Raw genomic sequence first — 4,723 nt, 5'->3', positions numbered from 1 at the left:
GCTGGTATTTGTGTATACGCGCCCGGGCGGGTGCCGGCCGGCACCCGCCCCTCACGCGTGACCCGGCTCGGCACCCTCAGGGGGTGGCCATCTCGAACCAGACCACCTTGCCCGTCGACAGCCGGGTCGCGCCCCACCGCTTGGCCAGCCGGTTGACCAGGAACAGCCCGCGTCCGCCCTCGTCCGTCTCCCGGGCACGCCGCTGCCGGGGCAGCTGCGGGGCATCGTCGCCGACCTCGCAGCGCAGGATGTCCGTACGCAGCAGCCGCAGCGTCACCGGACGCTCCGCGTAGCGCACGGCGTTGGTCACCACCTCGCTGACCAGCAGTTCCACCTCGTCCGAGAGCTCGTCCAGACCCCACCGGCTCAGCGCCCTGCGGGCCAGCCTGCGGGCCCGGCCCGGCGCCGCGTCCTCCGGTTCCAGGAACCAGTACGCGACGTCGCTCGGCGCGATCCCGTCGAACCGGGCGGCCAGCAGGGCGATGTCGTCGTCCCGGTCACCGGGGCCGAGCATGTCCAGCACGTCGTCGCAGAGCGCTTCCAGCGGCGGCGAGTGGTCCGGCCCGGTCAGCTGGGCGGTGGTGGCGAGCCGCTCCCGCAGGATCTCGATGCCCGTCCAGACGTCCCGCATCCGGGACTCCACCAGGCCGTCCGTGTACAGCAGCAGCGTGGCCCCGGCCGGCGCGTCCAGCTCGACGGCCTCGAAATCGACCCCGCCGACACCGATCGGCGCGCCCGGCGGCACCCGCAGCACCTCGGCCCGGCCGCCCAGGTGGAGCAGCACGGGCGGCGGGTGGCCTGCGTTGGCGATGGTGATGCGGTGGGCGACGGGGTCGTACACCGCGTACAGGCAGGTCGCCATGCGGTCGCTGCCGAGCCGCTGCGCCTGCTCGTCCAGATGGTGCAGGACCTCCTGCGGAGGCAGGTCCAGGCCGGCCAGGGTCTGCGCGGTGGTGCGCAGCTGGCCCATGATCGCCGCGGACGTCATGGAGTGACCCATCACGTCACCGACGACCAGCGCGACCCTGCTGCCGGGCAGCGGGATCGCGTCGTACCAGTCCCCGCCGACCCGGGCCGTCTCGGCGGCCGGGAGATAGCGCGAGGCCAGGCGTACGCCCGTGGGCTGGGGCAGCGAGTCGGGAAGCATCGTGCGCTGGAGCTCGTCGGCGATGTACGCCTCGCGGCCGTACAGCACGGCCTTGTCGATGCCGAGCGCGGTGTGCGTGGCCAGCTGGGCCGCGACCAGGAGGTCGTTGGCCTCGAACGGCGGACGGTCCGTGCCGCGGAGGAAGACGGCGGCACCGATCACCCGGCGACGGCCGCGCAGCGGAGCCAGGATCGCGCGGTGCCCGGTCGGCACGGTCCGGCCGGCCCCCAGCAGCTCCGGCAGGGCGACGCGGGCCGCGGCGGAGTCCCCGAAGACCGGCCGTACCCCGCGCAGCACCTCGGCGAGCGCGCCCCCCGCCCGGATCTCGCACAGGTCGGCGGCGGGCAGCAGCCCGGCCTGCGGGTCGGTGACGGACAGCCGCAGCCGCTCGCCCTCCTGCCCGCTCTCGCTCTCCTCGTCGGTCAGGCGCAGCCTGTCGGTACGCCGAAGCCGCAGCACGAAGGGGTTGACGGGCCGCTCGTCACCCACCGGGAGCGGGTCGCGGAGGTAGACGAGTATGGCGTCGGAGAACGTCGGCACACTCGCCCGGCACAGGCCCAGAACGATCTCGTCCAGGTCTATGCCCCGCGCGATCCGGCGGGTCGCCGCGCCGACGAAGCGCAGCCGGTCCCCCTCGCGGCGGGACACCGTCTGGGTGTCGGCCACGGGTGCTGCAGCATCCGTCGCCGCGCCGGGCACCGGATTCGGCGCGGCGTTCGGTACCGGTCCCTTCGCCGTGTTCGGCACCGAAGAGGGGCCGGGGATCGCGGCGGTGGCAGCGGCGCCCGGTGGGGCCTCCTGCTGCCGGGGCCGGGCGCGTTCCTGCGGCCTGGCGGCGAGAGGCTGCCGGCCTTCGTGGGAGGTGGGGTGCTCCGTCACGCGTGGGATTCCGTCCGTCCGGGCCGGTTGTATGAGGCAATCGCAGTCACCTCGGGGGGCTGCGCCACTGTGCCCCGGCAAGAGCGTTGAGAACAACGGCTGTCACCGGATGCCCTCGGATAGGGGGCCGAAACCGTGCGGCCACCAGGAGGGCCGATATGGGGTCTTCCGGTGGCCGGGCAGCGGACATCGAGCACGTCTCCACCCCCTCGTAGTGGTTCGTGCGACCGCACGGCTCACCCGGCTCCGCGGACCGTGTGACTCATGCGACGCGTTCGGTGACTGGTGGTCAGGCCCTTGGCCGGTCACGCCGGTTGTGGCGCGTCGGTCCGGCGGAGCGGTTCATGGAAGGCGATCCTACGTTTGCCCCCCCGGGGTGCATCAAGGGTCTCACGACGACGTGGGGGCAGGGGTGCGGTCCCAGTCATCAGGCAGCGGGGGGACCTTCCACCCGGGGTCCGGCCGCCAGTGCTCCCAGCCGTCGCTGAACGGCGCGCCCCAGCGCTGGATCACCTCGACGGCCGCCGCTCCCGCCTCGCGCACCCGCCGGGCGGTGGCCTCGTCCATCAGGCCGACCCGCTGCGCCTGGGCGAACTCGTCCTCGTCGAGCCACTCCCAGCTGTGGTCGGGACGCACGGAGATGTCGAGGAAATGGTCCTGCGAATCGACCCCGCCCGCCCAGCGTGAGCGGGGCTCCTCGAGGTTGACGTACCAGTTGCGGAAGAGCCAGCCGCGGTCCCAGAACAGCCAGACCGACCAGGGGTCGCCCGGCCGGGCGAGCTTCAGCACACCCGAGCCGAACCACCGGGAGCGCACCGTCGTGCGCGGGCGTGTGTAGCGGGTGGCGAGCGGTTCGGCGTGCACCTGGGTGCCGTCGGCGAGGACCGGCCTCACACACTCGGTGCCGGACGCCATCCAGACCGCCAGCAGTTCGTCGGTGTCCTGGACGACGGTGACCGGCCGGCAGATGTGCACCGCGTCGCCGCCACCCTCACCGGGCTCCCCGTTGGCCCGGTAGCGCCAGAGAATCCGGTCCCCCGGCGACCAGCGCACGCCGTCCCCCGCACCCGCCCCGGTGCCTGCTCCCGTACCCGCTTCCGTCGCTGTCATGAAGAGATCTTAGGGACGCACCCGCCGGCGCGGTGCGTTCTCGTCACGGACGGGTCATACGCAGCACGTCCAGGGCCTCGTCGAGCTGCTCCGGCGTCAGGTCACCGCGCTCGACATATCCCCCGGCCAGTACGGTCTCCCGGATCGTCGTGCCCTCGGCCAGGGACTTCTTGGCGACCTTCGCCGCCTCCTCGTAACCGATGTACTTGTTCAGCGGGGTCACGACGGACGGCGAGGACTCCGCGTACCGCCGCGCCCGCTCGACGTCGGCCGTGATGCCGTCGACCGTGCGGTCGGCGAGCAGCCGGGAGGCGTTGGCGAGGAGCCTCACCGACTCCAGGAGGTTCTTCGCGATTACCGGAAGCATCACGTTGAGCTCGAAGTTGCCGGCCGCCCCGGCGGCGGCGACCGTGGCGTCGTTGCCCGTCACCTGGGCGGCGACCATCAGCACGGCCTCGGGGATGACCGGATTGACCTTGCCCGGCATGATCGACGACCCGGGCTGCAGATCGGGAAGGCTGATCTCGGCAAGCCCGGTGCGGGGGCCGGAGGCCATCCAGCGCAGGTCGTTGGAGATCTTGGTGAGCGACACGGCGACGGTACGGAGCTGGCCGGACGCCTCGACGAGCCCGTCCCGGGCGCCCTGCGCCTCGAAGTGGTTGCGGGCCTCGGTGAGCGGCAGGCCGGTCGTGCGGGCCACCTCCGCGATCACGGCGGCGGAGAAGCCGGGCGGCGTGTTGATCCCGGTACCCACCGCCGTTCCGCCCAGGGGGAGTTCGGCGAGGCGGGGGAGCGATGCGTGCAGCCGCTCGACGCCGTGGCGGATCTGCGCCGCGTAACCGCCGAATTCCTGGCCCAGGGTGACGGGGGTGGCGTCCATCAGGTGCGTGCGGCCCGACTTCACGACGTCCGCGAATTCGGCCGATTTCCGCTCCAGGGCCGCGGCCAGGTGTTCGAGCGCCGGGATCAGGTCGGCGGTGACGGCCGCTGTCGCGGCGATGTGGATGGACGACGGGAACACGTCGTTCGACGACTGGGAGGCGTTGACATGGTCGTTGGGGTGGACGTCGCGCCCGAGGCGCTCGGTGGCCAGTGTGGCCACCACCTCGTTGGTGTTCATGTTGGACGACGTACCGGAACCCGTCTGGAACACGTCGACGGGGAAGTGCTCGTCCCAGCGTCCCGCCACCACCTCGGCGGCGGCCTCCTGGATGGCGTCCGCGATGTCCGGATCCAGTACCTTCAGCTCGGCGTTGACCTTGGCCGCCGCGGCCTTGATCCGGGCCAGGGCCTCGATGTGGGACCGCTCCAGCCGTTGCCCGGAGATGGGGAAGTTCTCCACCGCTCGCTGCGTCTGGGCACGCCACTTGGCGTGCGCGGGCACCTTCACCTCGCCCATCGAGTCGTGCTCGACGCGGTACGTCGTTTCCTCGGCCGATCCGTCCATGGTGTTCAAACCTCCTGATGCAGATGAGCACGTGGTGCGTTCCACGTATTCCCCGGGCGCCGTCCGCCAGAAGGTATCCGGAGCGGGGCCGCCGGCCGGCCGTACACGGCGGAGCGGACGCACCGGGGTACGAGAAGGGG

3 protein-coding genes are annotated in these 4,723 nt (G+C 72.3%); all 3 read right to left on the bottom strand.

Annotation, left to right across the window (positions count from 1 at the left end; translation table 11 throughout):
* Positions 1-76 precede the first annotated feature (76 nt).
* Positions 77-2,026, bottom strand: coding sequence for a SpoIIE family protein phosphatase (locus ACFWFI_RS41130; protein ID WP_387400832.1), 1,950 nt, complete (start codon positions 2,024-2,026; stop codon positions 77-79).
* Between the two features lie 390 nt (positions 2,027-2,416).
* Complete coding sequence (locus ACFWFI_RS41125) at positions 2,417-3,136, bottom strand: cytidylyl-2-hydroxypropylphosphonate hydrolase (RefSeq protein WP_387400830.1); 720 nt, start codon at positions 3,134-3,136, stop codon at positions 2,417-2,419.
* Between the two features lie 43 nt (positions 3,137-3,179).
* Complete coding sequence (locus ACFWFI_RS41120) at positions 3,180-4,583, bottom strand: class II fumarate hydratase (protein WP_387400828.1); 1,404 nt, start codon at positions 4,581-4,583, stop codon at positions 3,180-3,182.
* Between the last annotated feature and the right edge of the window lie 140 nt (positions 4,584-4,723).

It is taken from the genome of Streptomyces sp. NPDC060209, from assembly GCF_042728155.1.
GTDB lineage: Bacteria > Actinomycetota > Actinomycetes > Streptomycetales > Streptomycetaceae > Streptomyces.
The sequence above is the reverse complement of the archived record's forward strand: the minus strand, read 5'-3'. Positions and strand labels throughout refer to the sequence as shown.